Origin of the sequence: Lysobacter stagni (assembly GCF_030053425.1) — a bacterium.
Taxonomy (GTDB): domain Bacteria; phylum Pseudomonadota; class Gammaproteobacteria; order Xanthomonadales; family Xanthomonadaceae; genus Lysobacter_J; species Lysobacter_J stagni.
On record NZ_JASGBI010000001.1, the window covers coordinates 1,880,162 to 1,898,832 of the forward strand.

Annotated in this window: 22 protein-coding genes and 3 pseudogenes; 11 read left to right on the forward strand and 14 right to left on the reverse strand. The window is 68.7% G+C overall.

Annotated features, from left to right (window positions below; translation table 11 throughout):
* Positions 1-21: 21 nt before the first annotated feature.
* From QLQ15_RS08560 to QLQ15_RS08580, 5 genes are all read right to left on the reverse strand, one after another.
* On the reverse strand, positions 22-1,140 hold the full coding sequence (locus tag QLQ15_RS08560) for an NAD(P) transhydrogenase subunit alpha (protein ID WP_283212394.1): 1,119 nt from the start codon (positions 1,138-1,140) through the stop codon (positions 22-24).
* A gap of 76 nt (positions 1,141-1,216) precedes the next feature.
* Positions 1,217-1,699, reverse strand: coding sequence for a DUF3106 domain-containing protein (locus tag QLQ15_RS08565; protein WP_283212395.1), 483 nt, complete (start codon positions 1,697-1,699; stop codon positions 1,217-1,219).
* Position 1,700: 1 nt separating this feature from the next.
* Positions 1,701-2,093: a hypothetical protein gene (locus QLQ15_RS08570; protein WP_283212396.1), complete on the reverse strand. Its 393-nt coding sequence runs from the start codon at positions 2,091-2,093 to the stop codon at positions 1,701-1,703.
* Positions 2,090-2,611 carry an RNA polymerase sigma factor gene (locus QLQ15_RS08575; protein WP_283213974.1) on the reverse strand — a complete coding sequence of 174 codons (522 nt, stop codon included), beginning with the start codon at positions 2,609-2,611 and terminating at the stop codon, positions 2,090-2,092. The genes QLQ15_RS08570 and QLQ15_RS08575 overlap by 4 nt, the downstream gene beginning before the upstream one ends.
* Positions 2,612-2,716: 105 nt before the next feature.
* Positions 2,717-3,064, reverse strand: coding sequence for a hypothetical protein (locus tag QLQ15_RS08580; RefSeq protein WP_283212397.1), 348 nt, complete (start codon positions 3,062-3,064; stop codon positions 2,717-2,719).
* A 135-nt stretch (positions 3,065-3,199) separates the two neighbouring features.
* Here QLQ15_RS08580 and QLQ15_RS08585 point away from each other — a divergent pair, with 135 nt between their 5' ends.
* Together QLQ15_RS08585 and QLQ15_RS08590 are read left to right on the forward strand one after the other, a co-directional pair.
* On the forward strand, positions 3,200-3,499 hold the full coding sequence (locus QLQ15_RS08585) for an NAD(P) transhydrogenase subunit alpha part 2 (RefSeq protein WP_283212398.1): 300 nt from the start codon (positions 3,200-3,202) through the stop codon (positions 3,497-3,499).
* Complete coding sequence (locus QLQ15_RS08590) at positions 3,496-4,887, forward strand: NAD(P)(+) transhydrogenase (Re/Si-specific) subunit beta (RefSeq protein WP_283212399.1); 1,392 nt, start codon at positions 3,496-3,498, stop codon at positions 4,885-4,887. Before QLQ15_RS08585 ends, QLQ15_RS08590 begins: the two co-directional genes overlap by 4 nt.
* A 64-nt stretch (positions 4,888-4,951) precedes the next feature.
* On the opposite strand, the gene QLQ15_RS08595 is transcribed toward QLQ15_RS08590, so the two are convergent.
* The 4 genes from QLQ15_RS08595 to QLQ15_RS08610 all read right to left on the reverse strand — a co-directional run bounded on the left by QLQ15_RS08595 (position 4,952) and on the right by QLQ15_RS08610 (position 7,506).
* Positions 4,952-5,428, reverse strand: a complete 477-nt coding sequence (locus tag QLQ15_RS08595; protein WP_283212400.1) for a hypothetical protein — start codon at positions 5,426-5,428, stop codon at positions 4,952-4,954.
* 89 nt (positions 5,429-5,517) lie between these two features.
* The gene (locus QLQ15_RS08600) at positions 5,518-6,033 is read right to left on the reverse strand and encodes a hypothetical protein (protein WP_283212401.1); all 516 of its coding nucleotides are present in this window, start codon (positions 6,031-6,033) and stop codon (positions 5,518-5,520) included.
* Positions 6,021-6,848 carry a helix-turn-helix transcriptional regulator gene (locus QLQ15_RS08605; RefSeq protein WP_283212402.1) on the reverse strand — a complete coding sequence of 276 codons (828 nt, stop codon included), beginning with the start codon at positions 6,846-6,848 and terminating at the stop codon, positions 6,021-6,023. Before QLQ15_RS08605 ends, QLQ15_RS08600 begins: the two co-directional genes overlap by 13 nt.
* 142 nt (positions 6,849-6,990) lie before the next feature.
* A complete protein-coding gene (locus tag QLQ15_RS08610; RefSeq protein ID WP_283212403.1) occupies positions 6,991-7,506 on the reverse strand; it encodes a hypothetical protein in 516 nt (171 codons plus the stop codon).
* Positions 7,507-7,619: 113 nt separating this feature from the next.
* Between QLQ15_RS08610 and pdxR the strand changes: the two genes are divergently transcribed.
* Positions 7,620-9,065 carry a MocR-like pyridoxine biosynthesis transcription factor PdxR gene (pdxR, locus tag QLQ15_RS08615; RefSeq protein ID WP_283212404.1) on the forward strand — a complete coding sequence of 482 codons (1,446 nt, stop codon included), beginning with the start codon at positions 7,620-7,622 and terminating at the stop codon, positions 9,063-9,065.
* A gap of 1 nt (position 9,066) precedes the next feature.
* On the opposite strand, the gene QLQ15_RS08620 is transcribed toward pdxR, so the two are convergent.
* The gene (locus tag QLQ15_RS08620; RefSeq protein ID WP_283212405.1) at positions 9,067-9,483 is read right to left on the reverse strand and encodes a hypothetical protein; all 417 of its coding nucleotides are present in this window, start codon (positions 9,481-9,483) and stop codon (positions 9,067-9,069) included.
* A gap of 105 nt (positions 9,484-9,588) precedes the next feature.
* On the opposite strand from QLQ15_RS08620, the gene sufT reads away from it, so the two are divergent.
* From sufT to QLQ15_RS08645, 5 genes and pseudogenes are all read left to right on the forward strand, one after another.
* Complete coding sequence (gene sufT, locus QLQ15_RS08625) at positions 9,589-10,146, forward strand: putative Fe-S cluster assembly protein SufT (RefSeq protein WP_283212406.1); 558 nt, start codon at positions 9,589-9,591, stop codon at positions 10,144-10,146.
* 470 nt (positions 10,147-10,616) lie between these two features.
* A pseudogene (locus QLQ15_RS08630) lies at positions 10,617-12,344 on the forward strand (S8 family peptidase); the annotation flags it as partial.
* A gap of 132 nt (positions 12,345-12,476) precedes the next feature.
* A pseudogene (locus tag QLQ15_RS08635) lies at positions 12,477-12,704 on the forward strand (proprotein convertase P-domain-containing protein); the annotation flags it as partial.
* 140 nt (positions 12,705-12,844) lie between these two features.
* Positions 12,845-14,092, forward strand: a pseudogene (locus tag QLQ15_RS08640) (zinc-dependent metalloprotease); the annotation flags it as partial.
* Between the two features lie 129 nt (positions 14,093-14,221).
* The gene (locus QLQ15_RS08645; protein WP_489753171.1) at positions 14,222-14,455 is read left to right on the forward strand and encodes a proprotein convertase P-domain-containing protein; all 234 of its coding nucleotides are present in this window, start codon (positions 14,222-14,224) and stop codon (positions 14,453-14,455) included.
* Positions 14,456-14,479: 24 nt separating this feature from the next.
* On the opposite strand, the gene QLQ15_RS08650 is transcribed toward QLQ15_RS08645, so the two are convergent.
* The 4 genes from QLQ15_RS08650 to wrbA form a co-directional block, all read right to left on the reverse strand.
* Positions 14,480-14,848 (reverse strand): DUF488 domain-containing protein, encoded by a 369-nt coding sequence (locus QLQ15_RS08650; protein WP_283212407.1) that lies wholly within the window; start codon positions 14,846-14,848, stop codon positions 14,480-14,482.
* A 3-nt stretch (positions 14,849-14,851) separates the two neighbouring features.
* Complete coding sequence (locus QLQ15_RS08655) at positions 14,852-15,340, reverse strand: asparaginase domain-containing protein (RefSeq protein ID WP_283213977.1); 489 nt, start codon at positions 15,338-15,340, stop codon at positions 14,852-14,854.
* A gap of 64 nt (positions 15,341-15,404) precedes the next feature.
* The gene (locus QLQ15_RS08660) at positions 15,405-15,734 is read right to left on the reverse strand and encodes a DUF2069 domain-containing protein (RefSeq protein ID WP_283212408.1); all 330 of its coding nucleotides are present in this window, start codon (positions 15,732-15,734) and stop codon (positions 15,405-15,407) included.
* Entirely contained in the window at positions 15,731-16,324 is a 594-nt protein-coding gene (gene wrbA / locus QLQ15_RS08665; protein ID WP_283212409.1) for an NAD(P)H:quinone oxidoreductase, read from the reverse strand. Before wrbA ends, QLQ15_RS08660 begins: the two co-directional genes overlap by 4 nt.
* A 142-nt stretch (positions 16,325-16,466) precedes the next feature.
* Here wrbA and QLQ15_RS08670 point away from each other — a divergent pair, with 142 nt between their 5' ends.
* The 3 genes from QLQ15_RS08670 to QLQ15_RS08680 are packed head-to-tail and all read left to right on the forward strand — an operon-like array spanning position 16,467 to position 18,604.
* Positions 16,467-17,732 carry a YihY family inner membrane protein gene (locus QLQ15_RS08670; RefSeq protein ID WP_283212410.1) on the forward strand — a complete coding sequence of 422 codons (1,266 nt, stop codon included), beginning with the start codon at positions 16,467-16,469 and terminating at the stop codon, positions 17,730-17,732.
* Positions 17,733-17,735: 3 nt separating this feature from the next.
* Positions 17,736-18,338 (forward strand): TlpA family protein disulfide reductase, encoded by a 603-nt coding sequence (locus tag QLQ15_RS08675; RefSeq protein WP_283212411.1) that lies wholly within the window; start codon positions 17,736-17,738, stop codon positions 18,336-18,338.
* Positions 18,335-18,604 (forward strand): acylphosphatase, encoded by a 270-nt coding sequence (locus QLQ15_RS08680; RefSeq protein ID WP_283212412.1) that lies wholly within the window; start codon positions 18,335-18,337, stop codon positions 18,602-18,604. The genes QLQ15_RS08675 and QLQ15_RS08680 overlap by 4 nt, the downstream gene beginning before the upstream one ends.
* Positions 18,605-18,671: the final 67 nt, after the last annotated feature.

Genomic DNA, 18,671 nt, shown 5'->3' on the forward strand with positions numbered 1-18,671 from the left:
ATTCGTGGTCGATTGCCTGGATCACGTCGGCGCTGTGCGCTCCGGCCAGACCGTCTTCGCCAGCAGCTCGTCGTTCCAGTCGAAGGCGAGGCGGCCTTCCTTCGAGGCTTCGTCGGTCACGAACAGGCTGACGAAGTTGAGCACGTTGCGCGCGTACATCTCGCTCGCGTGCACCGCGCCGGCGCTGGCCAGGTTGAGCGGCCCGGCGACGGTGACGCCGCCGCTCTCGATGGTTTCGCCCGGTCGGGTGAGTTCGCAGTTGCCGCCGGTTTCCGCGGCCAGGTCGACGATCACGCTGCCGGGCTTCATGCCCGCCACCATCGTGGTGGTGATGATCTTCGGCGCGGGGCGTCCCGGCACAGCAGCGGTGCAGACCACCACGTCCACGCCCTTGAGGTGTTCGGCCAGACGGCGTTGTTGCTCGGCGCGTTCCTCGTCGGTGAGCGCACGCGCGTAACCGCCTTCGCCCGCCGCGCTGACGCCCAGGTCGAGGAACTTGCCACCGAGAGATTCAATCTGCTCGCGCGTTTCCGGACGCACGTCGAAGCCTTCGACCTGCGCGCCCAGCCGCTTGGCGGTGGCGATGGCCTGCAGCCCCGCCACGCCGGCACCGACGATCAGCACCTTCGACGGACGGATCGTGCCGGCCGCGGTGGTCAGCATCGGGAAGAAGCGCGGTGCGAGCTGCGCGGCGATCAGCACCGCCTTGTAACCGGCCATGCCTGCCTGCGAGCTGAGCACGTCCATCGCCTGCGCGCGCGTGGTGCGCGGCAGGCGTTCCAGCGGAAAGGCGATCAGGTTGCGTGCGGTGATGGCTTCGCCGCGCGCGGAGTCGGACTGGGGTGCGAGCAGACCGACCAGCGTGGTGCCGTCGCGCAGTTGTTGCAGCGTGGTGGCCGTGGGCGGTTGCACGCACAGCACCACGTCGGCCTCGTGCAGCGCGGCAGTGCTGTCGTCGACGAGTTCGGCGCCGGCGTCGGCGTAGGCCTCGTCAGTGAAGGCGGCCTGTCGCCCGGCGCCGCGTTGCACGCGCACGCGTGCGCCGCGTGCGATCAGTTTCCTGCAGGTTTCGGGCGTCAATGCGACGCGGCGCTCGCCGCTTGCGGTTTCGCCTGCCACGCCAATCGTGATGCCCGCCATGCGTTGCTCCCCGGACCGGATGTTCCGCATCGTAGCGGATCTTGTTCCCCGATCCGAAGGTCGTGCGACAGCAGGATCAGTCGCGCGGCGGCGGACCGGGCGGCGGGCCATGCGGCATGTCGGCGGGGGCGGGGTTGGCCTTCACCCATTCGCGGCGCTGGTCGGGCGTCATCGAGCGCCACTGCGCCTTCAGCGCCTTGCGCTGCGGCTCGTCGAGCGTGCGCATCTTCGCGAACAGGGCGCGGGCCTGATCGCGCTGTTCGGGGTTCATGTGCTCCCAGCGCTGCATGCCATGGCGCGCACGCTTGCGCTGTTCGGGCGTCATCTGCTGCCAGCGCTCGGCGCGATCGAGCATGCGCTGGCGCTCTTCGGGCTGGGTGTTCCAACGCTCGCGCACGGGGCCGATCAGCGTTTCGCGCTGCGCGGGCGTCAGTTGCTCCCACGCAGGCAGTTGCGCCTGGGCCTGAGCGGGAGCGGGCGGGTCCGCGGCGAAGACAGGCAGTGCGATCGCGGCCAGGGCCAGCGTCATCGCGGAGCGAAGCAGGAAGGAAGCGGGCATGTCACGGCTCCAGGGTCGGCATGGCATCGTCGTTGGACGCCAGCCACAGGTAGAGGTCGGGGCTCTCGTCGAGCATGGCCACGGCGGTATCGGCGTCGTACGCATTCGGTGCCGTGGCCACCGCGGCCGGAGCGGCATCGGGCGTGATCGTCGGTCGCAACTGCAGGCCGATCGCCAGCGCGAAGACCGCGGCGAATCCGCTCGCCAGCACCCAGCCGAAGCCGCGTCGCGGTGCGCGTTCGCCCGCCGGTGTGGCGGCTGCATGCCGGGCCACGCGCAGTCGCGCGCGCGTGGCGGAGGACACCTGCGATACCGCCTGCGTGTGCAGGGCGCGCATGGCCTGGTCGAAACGCTCGTCGTCGGTGTGGTTCATGGGGTCGTCGCCCGGGTTCATCGCCAATCCTCCAGTTGCCGCTGCAGCGCTTCGCGCGCTCGCGACAGATGGGTCTTCACCGCGCCTTCGCTGCATCCCATCGCCCGCGCGGTCGTGGCGACGTCGAGTTCTTCCAGCACGCGCAGGCTGAAGGCCTCGCGTTGCCGACGCGGCAGCGTTGCCAGTGCGTCGGCGAGCTTGCCGTAGGCCTCGCGCCCGTCGTGGGTGCGGGACGGATCGGGGCCGTCGTCGGCCCAGTCCAGCAGGCTGTCGTCACGGTCCGGTGCGGGCGCCAACCAGCGCAGGCGGAATGTGCGACGGCGCTGCAGGTCCACCACGCGGCTGCGCAGGATGCTCCAGAACAGCGGCGCCCATTCCTGTGCGGGGCGCTCGCGGTAGGCGAGCATCTTCATCATCGCGTCCTGCACCGCATCCAGTGCGTCGTCGCGATGGCGCAGGCCCAGTTCGGCGAAGCGGAAGGCGCGCGGGCCGATGCCGGCGAGGAACTCCTCCAGCGAGGCCGGCAGGCGCACCGACACCGCCTCCGTGTCGGAGGCGGCCCGGGCGTGTGCGTCGGCCGCGTTGGTGGCCAGCACGTCGTCTTCTGCGTCGCGGTTCACGCGTCGGAGCATACGGGTTCCGAGTTAATGCCAACGGTCCCAGCGACGGTCGAAGCGGTCGCCGCGACGGTCCCAGCGCGCTTCGGCCAGGTCACCGCGGCGGTCCAGCCGGTGGTCGATGCGGTCGCCCTTCCGGTCCAGGCGGGCGGCGTTGCCCCAGTGGCCCAGCGCGGCCTGGCGGTTGGCGCGCAGGTCCAGGCGGTGGTCGATACGGTCGCCTTTGTGGTCCAGGCGCGCTTCGATGCGTTCACCCTTGCGGTCCATCCGATGATCGACGCGGTCGCCGAAATCCCCGGCTGCGGCCGAAGCCGCCGCGCCGAGCAGTCCCAATGTGAGTCCAACCGTCAGCAGCCTGCGCGATGCGTGCTTCATTGCGGTGTCTCCTCGTGGTCTGGCCCGTGCGGGCCGTGCGCAGGTGACAACGCCCGGTCGCCGGGCCGGTTGACAGCGCTGGCGCCGCGTTCATCGGCGGTTATGATGCGGAAGACAATTCGACGGGGATGGATGATGGGCGACGGGTTCGTGGCGCTGTACATCTTCATGCTGGCGGCCATCGCCGGTCACGTGATCATCTCGCGGGTGCCGGTGATCCTGCACACCCCGCTGATGTCGGGCTCCAACTTCATCCACGGCATCGTCCTGATCGGCGCGATGGTGGTGCTGGGCCACGCCGACACCACGCTGGGAAAGGTCATCGGCTTCGTCGCGGTGCTGCTGGGCGCGGGTAACGCCGCCGGCGGCTACGTCGTCACGGAGCGCATGCTCGAGATGTTCAAGACCAGCCGCAAGCCGGGGGGCAAGGCATGAGCCCGCTGGTCTGGATCGCGTCCGCCAGCTACTTCGTCGCCGCCACGTTGTTCCTGCTGGGCCTGCAGCGCATGGCCTCGCCGGTGACCGCGCGCAGCGGCATCCACTGGGCCGGCCTGGGCATGGTCATCGCGACCGTCGCCACCTTCCTGCTGCCCGGTCTGCACAACCTGCCGCTGATCGTGACCGCGCTGGTGATCGGCACGGCCGCGGCGTGGATCTCCGGCAAGAAGGTCGCCATCACCGACATGCCGCAGATGGTCGCTCTGTACAACGGCATGGGCGGCGGCTCGGCCGCGGCCATCGGTGCGGTGGAGCTGCTGCGCTTTTCGGGCGAAGGCCACGCACCGACGGCGACCACGCTGGTGCTCGCCGTCGTCGGCGCGGCGATCGGCGCGGTCTCGCTGTCGGGTTCGATCATCGCCTGGGCCAAGCTCGATGGCCGCCTCGACAAGCGCGTCGTGTTCCCGGGGCAGCAGCTGTTCAACCTCGCCGTGTTCGTGGCGATGCTGGTGCTCGGCGGCATCGTCGTGCACACGCTGTCGGTGCCGGCGATCATCGCCTTCTTCGTGCTGGCGCTTGCGCTGGGCGTGCTGATGACGCTGCCCATCGGCGGCGCCGACATGCCGGTGGTGATCTCGCTGTACAACGCGCTCACCGGTCTTGCGGTGGCGTTCGAAGGTTACGTGCTGGGCAACGAGGCGCTGATCATCGCCGGCACCATGGTCGGCGCAGCCGGTACGCTGCTCACGCAGCTGATGGCCAAGGCGATGAACCGTCCGATCCACGGCGTGCTGTTCTCCAGCTTCGGCGGCGGTGGTCAGGCGCAGGAGATCAGCGGCACGCAGAAGCCGATCGAAGCCGGCGACGTCGCCGCGATGATGGCCTATGCAGAACGCGTGGTGATCGTGCCCGGCTACGGCATGGCGGTCGCGCAGGCGCAGCACAAGATCTGGGAGCTGGCGCAGCGGTTGATGGAGCGCGGCGTCAAGGTGAAGTTCGCGATCCACCCGGTCGCCGGCCGCATGCCGGGCCACATGAACGTGCTGCTCGCCGAAGCCGGTGTGCCGTACGACCTCATCGCCGACATGGACGACATCAATCCCGAATTCCCCAACACCGACGTGTCGCTGGTGATCGGCGCGAACGACGTGGTGAACCCGGTCGCGAAGACGGATCCGGCCTCGCCGATCTACGGCATGCCCATCCTCGACGTGGCCAACTCGAAGAACACCATCGTCATCAAGCGCGGCAAGGGCACGGGTTTCGCCGGCATCGAGAACGCCCTGTTCTACCAGGACAACACGCGCATGCTGTACGGCGACGGTGCGGAAATGGCCAGCGCGCTGGTGAGCGAGCTCAAGGCGCTCGACGGCGGCGGCCACTGAGAAAGAAAAGGACCCCTCTCCCGTGGAGAGAGGGGTGGGGAAGGGATGCCGCCCTGCGGGCACGTCAGTGGTTGTTGCAGATCTCGCCGTTGACGAATGTCTCGACGGTGCCGCCGGTCTTGTGTCCACTGACGAAGAAATAGCCGGTCGCGTTGGTGAAGGCGCCCGTGCCGGAGACGATTTCCTGGTACGCCGTGACCACGCCTTCGGTGCCGCGCGTGGTGGCGCCGGTCTCGCGTGCGTGGATCGTGCCGCGCGCGGTGCGGTACTCGAACTTGCCGCTGTAGATGATGAAGTTCGGCGACGTCGAAGGACTGGTCTGCACCGCGCTGTCGGCGGCGAAGTGCGTGGTGCCGCGCAGGCCATGATTGCCATCGACTTCACCGAGGAAGCACGAGCTCAGCCCCGCGTTGCAGCCGGTGGTCGACGAGATTTCGTCCAGGTCGGCGTGGATCTGCTTGCATTGCCCGGCGTTCGCGGTGCCCATGGCGAGCGACGCGATCACCAGCGGAATCAACAGTGCGGATTTCACAGCGTTCATGGTGTTCTCCGTGGATGCGGGGCGCGAGCGCGCGTCGGCCCCGCCCAGGAAGCCCCGGACGATGCGCGCGAGGTGGGGGAGACGGTGCGTCACGTCGTGGCGCTGGCGACGGCGGCGAACCCGACCGGGCCGCGCCATCGCCCGTCCCAGGCGCGCCGCGCGAACCAGGCGCAGGGCCAGCCGACCAGCACCACGTGCGCGATCACGCTGCAGACGGTCCACAGCATCGGCAGCGAACCGCCACGCGGCGATGCCGACAACGGCACCACGACGAAGCTCATGAAGCAGAACAAAGCCACGCCGTACAGCGTGCCGTAGCGCCATGGATGGCGACGCAGCGCCGCGGCGTCGCGCGCGGCCCACGTGTAGGCCAGCGACATGCCCATCGCGATGAGGAAATGCAGCACCAGCCCGAGTGCGGCGGTGGACGCACCACCGGTGAACGCATCGCGACCGAGCAAACCCGCCGCGACGCTCTGCAGAATGCGTTGCGCCGGCACACCGTAGAAGGACCAGAAGCCGGTCGCGTAGAGCATGTCGAGCGAGCCGGCGAGCAGCCCGCCGAGCAGGGCCCAGCCAATGGCGCGGTTGGTCAGGCGGCGCATACGGAATCCTCTCCTCGGCGAGCCTGCGTGGCGGTCATGCCGAAGGCATGCTTGAACGCGCGGCAGAAGGCGCTCTGGCTTTCGAAGCCGAGCTTGTGGGTGATGGCCACCACCGGCAGGTCGGTCTCGCGGACCAGGTGCCACGCGCGCTGGTCGCGAAGGCGCGAGACGTACTCGCCCGGCGTTTCGCCGAATACGTCGCGGTGCAAACGGATCAAGTGGCCCGACGAGTAATGCGCGCGTTCGGCCAGCCAGGCGACATCGACCATCGCCTCGTCGTCCGTATCCAGATGGCAGCGCATCAGGTGATGCAGGTGAAGCAGCCGAAGCAGTGTCTGCCTGCGGTGCCGCGCCGTGCGGCCGCGACAGCGCGGCAGGTAGGCGGCGATTTCCTGCTGGCGTTCGAACAGCACCTCGTGCAGCGCCGTGCGGTGTCCGCGCATCGCATCGAGCGCCTGCGCGAGCGCATGGCAATCGTCGGCGCGCCACGGCAGCGGTTCCTCGTCGCGCGCCAGGGTGAGCTCGCGTTGCCATGCGCGGAGGTCGCCGGTCAGGCAGAACCAGCGGGCGTCCTGCACCGGACGCGCCAGCACCGCGCCACCGCGCCACAGTTGCGCCTCGCCCGCGCCCAGCGACCATTCACTGTCGCGCGCCTGCATCGCCAGCGTGCCGTGCGCGACGATCCACAGCGAAGGCCATTCCGGCGCGATGTTGAGCGGCGAGGCGGTGCCTTCGATCAGGTGCCATTCGTCCGTGGAAAGCGATGGGCTGGATGCCCATCCGGACGGCGGCGGCGTGCGGGGATGCAGGGACATGGAAGCTCCGTGCGATACCAATGGCCCCACGCTATCGATCCGGCGGCGTGCTTTGGAGAACCAATCTGCGTGCAGACAAAGGAGCCATTCCCGCGTACACGGCGCGGGCGTCGTAGCTCGATTGCGGAGTAAGGAGAGGCCGTCAGCGCGCGCCGCTGGCGACCACGTCCGGTAGCGGTGCGCCGTACCAGCGACGCGCCATCCACGCGGCGGGCACGCCGATCAGCAGCATGTGCGCCAGCAGGCAGGCCAGGTTCCACTCCGGCAGGAAGTGGCGCGGCGGCGCCGCGGAGAACAGCGGCACCGCGATGCCATGCACCAGTGCGAACCACGCCGCGCCGTACAGCGCGCCGCAGGCCAGCGGATGCGCACGCAGAATCGCGTGGTTGCGTGCGGCCACGTGGTAGACGGTGACGATCGCCGTCATCAGGTAGTAGTGCAGCAGCGCGCCGAACAACGCCGTGGTGGCGCCGCCCGCGAATGCCGCCTCGCGGCCGATGATCCAGCCGGCGATCGACTGCGGGATGCGGATCGGCGGGGTGCCCTGCGGTGCCCACCAGGCGATGGCGAAGACCAGGTCCGCGCTGCCGACCGCCAGTCCACCCATCAGCAGCCAGATCCAGGTGGCGGGACGTCCCGTGGGGGCGGTGGCGCTCATGGCGTTACTCCTGCAGGGGGGCGGGAATGGCCCTATGGAGCCGCGGGAAAGTGGCACTGGCAAGGGCCAATTCAGGGGGGTTGAATGGAGCCAATCGATCCGGGAGGCGTGACATGCACCTGCAACTCGACGGACGCGGTCCGCTGCACGCCCAACTCACCCGCGCCCTGAAAAGCGCGGTGTTCGCCGGACGCGTCAGCCAGGGCGCGCGGTTGCCGGCCACGCGTCAGCTGGCCCGCGATCTGGGCGTCTCGCGCAACACCGTGCTGGCGGCGTACGAACAACTGCGCGCCGAGGGCTTCGTCGATGGCCGCGTCGGTTCGGGCAGCTACGTGACGCCACCGTTGCAGGCACCGCGCCCGCTGCATGCGGTGGACGCCGCATTGGCGCCCCAGTCGCGCTTCGCCCGGCGCGCCCGCATCGTGCACGACCACCTGCGCATTCCCGGCCGGGCCATCCCCGGTGTCCGCTACGCCTTCCAGTACGGCGTGCCGTTGACCAACCCGGCACTGACCAGCGCCTGGGCGCGCGAACTGGCGCACGCCGCGGCCTATACCTCGCCCAATTATCCCGCCTCGCAGGGCGTGCCGGCACTGCGCGAAGCCGTGTGCGATTACCTCGCGCGCCGTCGCGGCGTGCAGGCGCAGCCGCAGGACGTGGTGATCGTGGACGGCACCCAGCAGGCGATCGCGCTCACCGCGCGGGTGCTGCTCGATCCCGACGACGAAGTGGTGCTGGAAGAGCCGCATTACTCGGCGATGCGCGAATCGCTGCAGATCCACGGCGCGCAGGTCCGTACCGTCGCGGTGGACGCCCATGGCCTGCGCTGCGATGCACTGCCCGTGCCCGCACCGAAGCTGGTGTGCGTGACACCCTCGCATCAGTTCCCCAGTGGCGCGGTGCTGTCGCTGCCGCGCCGGCTGCAACTGCTCGACTACGCGCGACGCCACGGCACCTGGATCCTCGAAGACGACTACGACGGCGAATTCCGCTACGACGCGCGCCCGCTGGCCGCGCTGCGCTCGCTCGACGAGGGCGACCGCGTGATCTACGTCGGCAGTTTCTCCAAGGCGATGTTCCCCTCGCTGCGCCTGGGCTACCTGGTGGTGCCCGCGGGCCTGCGCGGCGATTTCGTCAACGCGAAATGGCAGGACGATTTCGGATCGTGCGGCATCGAGCAGGCCGCGCTGGCGCGCTTCATCGTCGATGGTGGCTTCGAGCGCCACCTTCGTCGCACGTGGAAGACGCTGAAGGAACGTCGCGCCGCGCTGCTGGGCGGACTGCAGCGTTGCAGCCGGGGGAGGCTGCAGATCAACGACTCGCGCGCCGGCATGCATCTGGTGGTGTGGCTGAAGGACCGCACCGCCGCCGAAGGCGAGGCGTTCATCGCACGCGCGCGCAGCCTGGGCCTGGGGTTGTATCCGATCGCGCCGTACTACCTGCAGCCGCCGGATCGCGCGGGACTGCTGCTGGGCTATTGCGGCCTTTCGGTGGCGCAGATCGAGGAAGCCGTGGCGCTGTTCGCCACCTGCCTGGACGAATTCGAAAGCGTCGCCTGAGTCAGCGCGACAGCCAGGCGGCGACGATCAGCCCCAGCGCGATGCACGCGATGTCGACCGTGCTGTTGGCCAGTTGCACCAGAATCCACGCGTGGTGCGGGCCCAGGCGCAGGGCGGAATTCCACGGATCCAGGCCCATCATCGCGCCCAGTTGCGTCGCGGTGATGAACCAGTTGGCGACCACCACGATCGCGGCCGTGGCGAGCACCCCCGCCACCAGGCGGCCCAGACCGGGGCGCCATCCGCCCAGGCGCAGCAGCCAGGCGATGTCGAGCGCACCGATTACCGCCATCCAGCCCAGCTGGCGCCCCGTGTAGAGGCTTGCGAGCACCCAGACCGCGGCGAATCCGCAGGCGCCCAGCAGCAGTAGCAACCACGAGAACCATGAGGCGCGGCGGGCAGGGGCGGGTGGGGTCATCGAACGCTCGCGGAGCAGCAGGCCGCACAGCATAGCCGGTGGCGCCGCCGCAGCCGGTAGAATGGCAAGCCTTGTGCCAGCCCCGCGCACCCCAATCTTTCCGGCATGTATTCCCGTAGCAGCGAACCCGTCCGTTTCGAGCGCGATTGCGCCGTCGTCATGGTGCCCCAGGGTGAAGAAGTCACGTTGCCGGCCGGCAGCGTCGGCTACATCACCCAGGGCCTGGGCGGCAGCTACACCGTGTTCGTCGAAGGCAACCTCTTCCGCATCGCCGGCCGCGACGCCGACGCCATCGGCAAGGAAGCGCCCGAACCGCTGGAGCTGCCCGAGGGCGCCGACGACGAAGCCGTCGAGCAGATGGTCTGGCGCCAGTTGCGCACCTGTTTCGATCCGGAGATCCCCATCAACGTGGTGGATCTGGGGCTGGTGTACGAGGCCCGCATCTATCCGCATCCGGACAAGCCGGGCCTGCGTCGCGTCGAGATCCGCATGACGCTCACCGCGCCGGCCTGCGGCATGGGCGACATCCTCGTCGCCGACGTGCGCGACAAGCTGGAGATGATCCCGACCGTGGTCGACGCGGACGTCGAGCTGGTCTTCGACCCGCCGTGGAACCGCACGATGATGTCCGAGGCCGCGCGCCTCGAGACCGGCATGTTCTGAAGCCGGCTGCCGATAGCCCTTTACGACGCCCCGCCTAGCGGGGCGTTTTCGTTGGAAAGCCTGAACAGGTGGCCCGCGCAAGCTGAACAGTGACCAGCCTCCCGCAGTGACACTTTGCGTCATCTGGCGGCTCGCTGGACGGTAGGGGGGTGCGCGGCCCTCGCGTTGAGCAGCTTGGGTGGCCTGGAAACAGGAGCGGCCCGACCCCGTTCCGGTGCCGGGCCGGACGGGGGCGCTGGACCCGGCACCGCGTACCCCGCAGGTCCCGGGCCAGGGGCTTCCAGCCCTCCGAGGATCCGTGCGTTGCGTGATGGCCGGGCTGTCGCAGTCCCTGCGGCACCGGAGTCGTCTGCTGCAAACGGCCGACCGCCTCGACGCGGCGACCGCACACAGGGCCTCGCCGCACGGCGCCATGCGCCGGTAGGTGGGGTCGACCCATCACGCAGTTCCACCTTCGGGGGTTCCAACAGATGTCCGATCGTCGCCGTTTCCGCGCGCACGCGCTCTCCGTAGCCACCGCCATCGCCCTGTCGTCCGCGCTCGCCGCGCCGGCCTTCGCACAACAGGCGCACGTCAACTTCTCCGGCCTGGATGCCGAAGCCAGGAACGACCGTTTCATCGTCAAGTACAAGGACGGAAGCGCCGAACGCGCCAACGTCGCCACCTTGCAGAGCGCACTGTCCACCGCAGCGGCCACCAGCGTCGGCCGCGGCAAGGCGCTGGGCCTGAAGCACGTGCGTCGCATCGCCACCGGTGCCGACGTCGTGCGCGCCGACCGCAAGCTCGACCGCGTCGAAGCCGAAACGCTGATGCGCCAGATCGCCGCCGATCCGAACGTCGAGTACGTCGAGGTCGACAAGATCAACAAGCCCTACCTGACGCCCAACGACACCCGTTACAGCGAACAGTGGGGCTACTCCGGCACCTACGGCATCAAGGCCAACCAGGCCTGGGACGTCACCAACGGCGCCGGCTCGGTGGTCGCGGTGCTCGACACCGGCATCACCAGCCACAGCGACCTCAGCGCCAACGTGCTGCCGGGCTACGACTTCATCATCGACACCACCGTGTCCAACGATGGCAACGGCCGCGACAGCGACCCGAGCGATCCGGGCGACTGGGTCAGCGCGAACCAGTGCGGCGGCACGCACGCCGCGCAGCCGTCGAGCTGGCATGGCACGCACGTGGCCGGCACCATCGCGGCCGTGACCAACAACGCCAAGGGCGTGGCAGGCGTGGCGTACGGCGCGAAGGTCGTGCCGGTGCGCGTGCTGGGCACCTGCGGCGGTTACGACTCCGACATCGCCGACGCGATCATCTGGGCCTCCGGCGGCACCGTCAGCGGCGTGCCGGCCAATGCCAATCCGGCCGAGGTCATCAACCTCAGCCTCGGCGGCAGCGGCGCCTGCGGCACGACGACGCAGACCGCGATCAATGGCGCGGTGTCGCGCGGCACCACGCTGGTCATCGCTGCCGGCAACGACAACACCAATGTGTCCAACGCCTCGCCGGCGAACTGCAACAACGTCATCGCGGTGGCGTCCATCACCAGCACCGGTGCGCGTTCGAGCTTCTCCAACTACGGCGCGCTGATCGACATCGCCGCGCCGGGTTCGAGCATCCTCTCCACGCTCAACAGCGGCAGCACCACGCCGGGCGCGGAAACCTACGCGTCCTACAACGGCACCTCGATGGCAACGCCGCACGTGGCGGGCGTGGTCGCGCTGCTGCAGTCGGTGGCGACCACGCCGAAGACGCCGGCGGAAGTGGAGGCGATCATCAAGGCCAACGTCACCGCGTTCCCGTCCACGCCGTCGCAGACGATCGGCCCGGGCATCCTCAACGCCAAGGCCGTCGTCGATGCCGCCAACGGCACCACGCCGCCGCCGACCACGACGCCGCTCACCAACGGCGTGGCCGTCACCGGCGTCAGCGGTGCGGCGGGCAGCGACAAGCTGTATTCGCTGGACGTTCCGGCTGGAGCGAGTGGCCTGAAGTTCGTCACCAGCGGCGGTACGGGCGATGCCGACCTGTACGTGAAGTTTGGCAGCGCGCCGACCACCACCAGCTACGACTGCAAGTCCGAAGGCAGCAGCAACGCCGAGACGTGCAACATCGCCACCGCTCAGACCGGCAAGTACTACGTGCTGGTGCGCGGCTACGCGGCGTACTCGGGCCTCTCGCTGACCGGCAGCTACACCACCGGTGGCGGCGGCACGCAGACCTACAGCAACACCGCCGACTACACCATCAGCGACAACACCACGGTCGACAGCCCGATCACGGTGTCCGGCCGCACCGGCAACGCGCCGACGAGCGCATCGGTGACGGTGGCGATCGTGCACACCTATCAGGGCGACCTGAAGGTGGACCTGGTCGCACCCGATGGCAGCCTCTACAACATCCACAACCGCACCGGCGGCAGCGCGGACAACGTCAACAAGACGGTGACGTTCAACCTGTCGAGCGAGCCGCTCAACGGCACGTGGAAGCTGCGCGTCAACGACAACGCCGCCGGCGACACCGGCTACATCAACAGCTGGTCGGTGACGTTCTGATCGTGAACTGAGGTTTCAGCATCCGCCTCCGGCCAGGTGCCGGAGGCGCCTTTTTCCTGCCGCGGCGCACGGAACGGCGCAGGCAACCCACACGAATCGTGTGTCGCGGGAACGGATGTCCACCGCAGGAGGATCCCCTGATGAACCGCAAGATTCCCGTGTTCCCGCGCCTGATCGCCACGGCCGGCGCGCTGCTGCTTTCCGGTGCCGCGCTGTCGGCACAACCGCTTTTCCTTGGCCCCGCACAGGTCCAGCCCGATGCCGGCGTGGCCGCCAGTCGCCTGGCTGCGCGCCCGGCCACCGCAACGTTGCGCGCGTTGCGTGCGGACCCCTCGGTCGTCAACGCGCAGAACGGCGAGATCGAACTCGACCTCGGACTGCAGCGCGTCAATGCGTTGCTCGAATCGGCCAAGGCCAATCCGGACGGCAGCGTGGTCTGGATCGGTCACGTGCGCGAGACCCCCAAGGCGCGGTCGATGACCGCGCGCGAAGTGCGTCATGACGAATACAACTCGGTGATCCTCGTCCGTCGCGGCGATGGAGTCACCGGCAACGTGCGCGTGAACGGCAAGCTGTACCGCATCCGTCCGTTGCCCGACGGCAGCCATGCCGTGATCGAGGTGAACGAAGCCGCGATGCCGCCGGATCACCCCAGCGCGTTCGGCGACCTGCCGGAGATCCGCATGGATCCGACGGCCGGCCGCGTCGGCGCGCTCGCCATCGATCCGGGCGCGACCGCGACGATCCGTGTGCTCGTCGTCGCCACCAACACCGCGGTCAGCGCCTATGGCGGCGACATGCAGGCGCTGGTGCAGCTGGCGGTGGCCGAATCGAACCAGGGCTACGTCAATTCCAACGTCGGCATCAACATGGAACTGGCTGGCTACACGACGGTCACCTACAGCGACGTGGGCATGAGCACGGACCTGTCCCGCTTCCGTGGCACCAGCGATGGCTACATGGACAGCATCCACGCGCTTCGCGACAGCACCGCCGCGGACGTCGCCGTGCTGGTCGGAAACGACAGTTCGGCCTGCGGCCTGGCGTCGGGCATCGGTTCCACCGCGACGACAGCGTTCGCTACCGCGTACTGGGACTGCATCACCGGCTACTACAGCTTCGCGCACGAGATCGGCCATCTGCAGTCGGCGCGCCACGACCCGGCCACCGACCCGAGCACTTCACCGTACGCCTACGGCCACGGCTACCGCGCGCCGAACAATGCCTGGCGCACGATCATGGCCTACGACTGCACGAGCGGATGCCCGCGCCTGAACTACTGGTCGAACCCGGATGTCACCTACCAGGGCGTGGCGATGGGCACGGCCTCCACCAGTCATAACCAGCGCGTGCTGGTGAACACGAAGGCCACGATCGCGGCGTTCCGCGGCGGTGGTGGCGGCGGTGGAACGCAGACGTACAGCAACGGTACCGACTACACCATCAGCGACAACACCACGGTCGACAGCCCGATCACGGTGTCCGGTCGCACCGGCAATGCGCCGACGAACGCATCGGTGACGGTGGCGATCGTGCACACCTACCAGGGCGACCTGAAGGTGGACCTGGTCGCGCCCGATGGCAGCCTCTACAACATCCACAACCGCACCGGCGGCAGCACGGACAACGTCAACAAGACGGTGACGCTCAATCTGTCGAGCGAGCCGCTCAACGGAACGTGGAAGCTGCGCGTCAACGACAACGCCGCCGGCGACACCGGCTACATCAGCAGCTGGTCCGTGACGTTCTGAACCGCCTGATGTGTCTTCGCCGTTTCAGCCCCGGCCGTGTGCCGGGGCTGCCTTCTCGAGGATCCGCGCCAGTGCGACGGCATTGTTGTGCTGGATGTCGCGCGCGGCGTAGAGCAGCGTCACCTGGCGCTCGTGCACCTGCTGGCGAAGGGCTTCCAGCGCAGGCTGGCCCGCGACCTCCGCGGCATAGGCGCTGCAGAACGCATCCCACAGTTCCGGCCGTGCATGGAAGCGCTTGCGTAGTTCGTTGCTCGGCGCGACGTCCTTGAGCCACGTGTCGATGCGCGCCTCATCCTTGCCGATGCCGCGCGGCCACAGGCGATCGACCAGTACGCGCCATCCGTCGTCGGCCGCGGGCGCATCGTAGACGCGCTTGATCCGCGGTGCGGGCATCGCTCAGCCCACGGGCTCGAAACGGTTGGCTGCGACGTTCTTGCGCACTTTCGTCGGGTCCCAGATGCGGCCGTTCATGGCGATGTACACGCCCGGCGGCAGCGCTTGCACGGCACCCACGGCGCAACCGACGTTGAACTCCGCGTCCGAACCGCGGAAGCGGGCAGGGCTGAGCGCGCCGGTCAGCACGATGGTCTTGTCGTGCAGGCTGGAGAGGACGTTCGCGGTCTCGACCATGGTGTCGGTGCCGTGCGTCACCAGCACGTGGCGGGCGGGCTGCGCGGCGATGGTCGCGCGGATCAGCTCGCGGTCCTCGGCGCTGATGTGCAGCGAGTCCTTGCGCAGGATCGGGATGACGTTGAACTGGAACGCCACACCCAGCTCGCGCAGGATGCTGCCGATCTGCGGTTCGCCGATCTGGTAGTCCGACTTGTCGTCGAAGTAGATCTTGTCGATCGTGCCGCCGGTGGTGACGATGCAGAGCTGGTCCATCGAAATGCGCACGCTGGGAAGGTTGGCCGCGATTATACGGCGGCCGGACCGGAGGCCCCGGGGTTCAGCGCTTGCGGGCGAAGCGCGCGCGCAGGCCCGGCAGGCTGGCGGCGAAGATGATCACCAGCGACAGCGCCACCTCGGCCAACGCGAAACCGCGTTCGTCGGGGCGCGACCAGGCCACCATGATGCCGTGGCTGAACCAGCCCAGCGCCAGCACGCCGGCCCAGAAGGACGCCGTGCGCGACCGGCGCAGCACGCCCACCGCCAGCAGCAGCGGCGGCAGCGCGAACACCAGCAGTTCGGCGACGGGCGAGGCGCCGTGTCCGAACCACGCAATGAACACACCCATCAGCGCCAGCAGCGCCAGGACGAGGACGTGACGCACGGTCATGCGGCCACCTTCGCCACCAGCGTGGCCAGACGCCGGCCGAGGGCGCGCGCGAGCTGCGCTTCTTCCTCGGTGGGTTGCGGGTCGTCGTCGTTGCCGGCCACGTGCGAGGCGCCATACGGCGTGCCACCGCTGCGCGTGCTGCTCAGTGCCGGCTCGGTGTAGGGAATGCCCATCAGCACGCAGCCGTGGTGCAGCAGCGGCACCATCATGGTCAGCAGCGTGGATTCCTGGCCGCCGTGCATGGTGGCGGTGGAGGTGAACACCGCCGCGGGCTTGCCGACCAGCGTGCCGCTGGCCCATTCGGCGACCAGTCCGTCCAGCCAGTGCTTCACCGGCGCGGCCATGTTGCCGAAGCGGGTGGGGCTGCCGAGTGCGAGTCCGTGGCATTCGACCAGGTCGCGCGGCTCGACATAAGGCGCACCGTCCTCGGGCACCGGCGGCGCGGCCGACTGCGTCACCGCCGCCACGGGAGGTACGGTGCGGATGCGCGCCGTGACCCCTTCGACCTCGCCGATGCCGCGGGCGATCTGTCGCGCCAGCCGTGCCACCGAACCGCCGCGGCTGTAGTAGAGCACCAGAATCTCGGCCATCACACCCTCCCGTAGGCGGCACAGGATAGTGGATGCACCGCCCGCAGGCATGGGTTCGGTCGCGCCAGGCGAAGCCGGCAATGGCGTTGGCCTTGACCGGACCGTGATCTCCTGAACGCGCGCATCGGTTACCCTCCGCCGCATGGACCCGCTGGACACCTTGTATCGCTGGAGCGAACGCGCACGCGACCGTGCCCGCGTCGGCACCTTCTTCCGCTTCCTGGCGCGCCGCTTCCTCGAGGACAACCTGTTCCAGGCCGCCGGCGCACTGTCGTACACCACGGTGTTCGCGCTGGTGCCGCTGTCGATGGTGGTGTTCGGCGTGCTCTCGGCGTTCCCGGTGTTCGGCGAATGGAGCGACCGCCTCAGCGATTACATCTTCTCCAACTTCGTGCCCAGCGCGGCGCGTTCGGTGGAGGCCTATCTCAAGCAGTTCTCGGCCAACGTCGGCCAGCTCACCACCGCCGGTGTGATTGCGCTGGTGATCTCACTGCTGATCACGCTCAACGGCGTGGAGACCACCTTCAACCGCATCTGGCGGGTGAAGTCGGCGCGGCCGAGGCTGGGCCGGTTCCTGGTGTACTGGACGGTGCTCACGCTGGGCGCGCTGATGGCCGCCGCCAGCCTGGCGTTGTCGGCCAAGTTCTTCGCGATGTCGCTGTTCGAGACCGAAGCGGGCCACATGGTGCAGTCGGCGATGCTGCGCCTGGCGCCGATGAGCATCGAGCTGTTCGCCTTCGCGGCGATCTACCGCGTGGTTCCCCACCGCACCATCCACTGGCGCCACGCGTTCGCCGGTGCGTTGCTGGCCGCGGTGTTGTTCGAATTCGTGAAGTGGGGCATCAGCCTGTACCTGGGCAACTTCGGTTCGTACTCGAAGATCTACGGCACGCTCGCGTTCGTTCCGATCTTCCTGCTGTGGATCTACCTCAGCTGGATCGCGATCCTGCTGGGTGCCTCGCTGGCGTCGTCGATGTCCGAGTTCCGCTACCAGCCCATCGGCATGCGTCTGCCGCTGGGTTTCGAGATCTACGGCCTGCTGCGCCTGCTGGCGCGCTTCAACGAGGCCCGTGCGCACGGACGCGGCCTGCACAGCGACGACATCGAGACGCTGGAACCCATGCTGACCGATGCGCTGGTGCAGCAGATGCTGGCGCAGCTGCGCGAGATCAACGTCGTTCGCCGCGCCGAGACGGGCGAATGGCTGCTGTCGCGCGACCTGGACGAACTGTCGCTGGCCGAGCTCTACGAGGCCTGCCAGCTGCGCATCCCGGTCGCCGAAGCGGTGCTGCCATGCCGCGACGATTCACTGGGGCGTTCGGCGATTGCCGCGCTGGACGACCTGCGTTTACCGCTGCGCGAGCTGCTCAAGCGCAGCGCTTCCACGATTCACGCCGACGAGGGCTGATCCATGCACCGCCGTTCCGTTTCCATCTCCCTGCTGGCCGTCGCGCTGGCATCGGCCGTGCTGATCGGCGGCTGCAAGAAGCCCGCGCCGGAGCCCGAACTGGCGCAACCGCAGACACCGGCCGAGACCGGCGCACTGACCCTGCCGCAGACGCCGGACGAGCCGCGCCATGAGGGCGATGTCCGGATACCGACGCTGAAGATCGCCACGGTCGATGGTCAGCAGTACGACCTCGCCACGCGCCGCGGCAAATGGGTGGTGGTGAATTTCTGGGCGACGTGGTGCAAGCCGTGCCTGAAGGAAATGCCGGAGCTGTCCGCGCTGGATGCGATGCGCGAGCACATCGAAGTCGTCGGCCTGGCGTACGAGGACATCACGCCGGACGACATGAAGGTGTTCCTCAAGCTGCATCCGGTGGTGTATCCGATCGCGGTGGTGGACACGTTCAACCCGCCGGCGGATTTCGCCACGCCGCGCGGCCTGCCGATGACCTACCTCATCGCGCCCGATGGCACGGTCGCCGACAAGTTCCTCGGACCGGTCACGGCCAAGGACATCGAGTCCGCCATCGCCAAGGCTGGCGGTCCGAAGGCGTCACAGTCGTGAGCGCCGCGCGCTTCGTCGTCAGCGGCAAGGTGCAGGGCGTGTTCTTCCGCGCCGCGACCCGCGAGCAGGCATTGAAGCTGGGCCTGCGCGGCTACGCGAAGAACCTGGCCGATGGACGCGTCGAGGTGCTCGCCGCCGGCGACGATGCCGCCATCGATGCGCTGGCCGCCTGGCTGCGCGAGGGCCCGCCGAGGGCTCGCGTGGACGAGCTGGAACGCCTGCCCGCGCGTGATGAGGAGGCCGGGAAGGATTTCATCACCGCGTGATCGAACGCGAGTGCGCCTGATTGGACGATGAGGCGCCAGGAACATGAGCTGTCCGTGTAAGGGCTCG

Bases quoted from the DNA above. Each gene is read 5' to 3' on its own strand.
- QLQ15_RS08610 (WP_283212403.1), bottom strand. From the start codon at position 7,506: ATGAGCGCCACCGCCCCCACGGGACGTCCCGCCACCTGGATCTGGCTG.
- QLQ15_RS08670 (WP_283212410.1), top strand. From the start codon at position 16,467: ATGGACCCGCTGGACACCTTGTATCGCTGGAGCGAACGCGCACGCGAC.
- QLQ15_RS08590 (WP_283212399.1), top strand. From the start codon at position 3,496: ATGAGCCCGCTGGTCTGGATCGCGTCCGCCAGCTACTTCGTCGCCGCC.
- QLQ15_RS08650 (WP_283212407.1), bottom strand. From the start codon at position 14,848: ATGCCCGCACCGCGGATCAAGCGCGTCTACGATGCGCCCGCGGCCGAC.
- QLQ15_RS08585 (WP_283212398.1), top strand. From the start codon at position 3,200: ATGGGCGACGGGTTCGTGGCGCTGTACATCTTCATGCTGGCGGCCATC.
- QLQ15_RS08600 (WP_283212401.1), bottom strand. From the start codon at position 6,033: ATGCGCCGCCTGACCAACCGCGCCATTGGCTGGGCCCTGCTCGGCGGG.
- wrbA (WP_283212409.1), bottom strand. From the start codon at position 16,324: ATGGCCGAGATTCTGGTGCTCTACTACAGCCGCGGCGGTTCGGTGGCA.
- QLQ15_RS08655 (WP_283213977.1), bottom strand. From the start codon at position 15,340: ATGGACCAGCTCTGCATCGTCACCACCGGCGGCACGATCGACAAGATC.
- QLQ15_RS08580 (WP_283212397.1), bottom strand. From the start codon at position 3,064: ATGAAGCACGCATCGCGCAGGCTGCTGACGGTTGGACTCACATTGGGA.
- QLQ15_RS08605 (WP_283212402.1), bottom strand. From the start codon at position 6,848: ATGTCCCTGCATCCCCGCACGCCGCCGCCGTCCGGATGGGCATCCAGC.
- QLQ15_RS08620 (WP_283212405.1), bottom strand. From the start codon at position 9,483: ATGACCCCACCCGCCCCTGCCCGCCGCGCCTCATGGTTCTCGTGGTTG.
- QLQ15_RS08660 (WP_283212408.1), bottom strand. From the start codon at position 15,734: ATGACCGTGCGTCACGTCCTCGTCCTGGCGCTGCTGGCGCTGATGGGT.
- QLQ15_RS08565 (WP_283212395.1), bottom strand. From the start codon at position 1,699: ATGCCCGCTTCCTTCCTGCTTCGCTCCGCGATGACGCTGGCCCTGGCC.
- QLQ15_RS08560 (WP_283212394.1), bottom strand. From the start codon at position 1,140: ATGGCGGGCATCACGATTGGCGTGGCAGGCGAAACCGCAAGCGGCGAG.
- QLQ15_RS08675 (WP_283212411.1), top strand. From the start codon at position 17,736: ATGCACCGCCGTTCCGTTTCCATCTCCCTGCTGGCCGTCGCGCTGGCA.
- QLQ15_RS08570 (WP_283212396.1), bottom strand. From the start codon at position 2,093: ATGAACCCGGGCGACGACCCCATGAACCACACCGACGACGAGCGTTTC.
- sufT (WP_283212406.1), top strand. From the start codon at position 9,589: ATGTATTCCCGTAGCAGCGAACCCGTCCGTTTCGAGCGCGATTGCGCC.
- pdxR (WP_283212404.1), top strand. From the start codon at position 7,620: ATGCACCTGCAACTCGACGGACGCGGTCCGCTGCACGCCCAACTCACC.
- QLQ15_RS08595 (WP_283212400.1), bottom strand. From the start codon at position 5,428: ATGAACGCTGTGAAATCCGCACTGTTGATTCCGCTGGTGATCGCGTCG.